We start from the raw sequence: 472 nt of genomic DNA, 5'->3' as shown, positions 1-472 counted from the left end.
GGGACTTTGACCAGGCTTTGGACTGGTCCGAGCCGCCGTTCGCGAAGTGGTTCGTCGGCGGGGAGGTCAACGCCGCGTACAACGCCCTGGACCGGCACGTGAAGGCCGGGAACGGGGACCGGGTCGCGATCTACTTCGAGGGCGAGCCCGGGGACACCCGCACCTACACCTACGCSCAGCTSACCGCGGAGGTGAAGAGGGCCGCGAACGCSTTCGAGTCCCTCGGCGTGGCCAAGGGCGACCGGGTCGCGGTCTACCTGCCCATGATCCCSGAGGCCGTCATCACCATGCTCGCCTGCGCCCGGATCGGCGCGGTCCACTCCGTGGTCTTCGGCGGCTTCTCCGCCGAGGCGCTGCGGTCCCGGATCGATGACGCCGAGGCCAAACTCGTCGTCACCGCCGACGGCACCTACCGCCGCGGCAAGCCCAGCCCGCTCAAACCCGCCGTCGACGAAGCCCTCGCCGGTGCCGG

1 protein-coding gene is annotated in these 472 nt (G+C 70.7%); it reads left to right on the top strand.

Features of this window, described 5'->3' with window-relative positions; all coding sequences use genetic code 11:
* A partial coding sequence (locus AB4089_RS22960; RefSeq protein WP_441411566.1) for an AMP-binding protein occupies positions 1-472 on the top strand: 472 nt, incomplete at both ends.

The sequence above is a fragment of the Arthrobacter sp. 2MCAF15 genome, assembly GCF_052115605.1.
Classification (GTDB): Bacteria; Actinomycetota; Actinomycetes; order Actinomycetales; family Micrococcaceae; genus Arthrobacter.
This window is presented reverse-complemented; position numbering and strand designations above follow the sequence as displayed.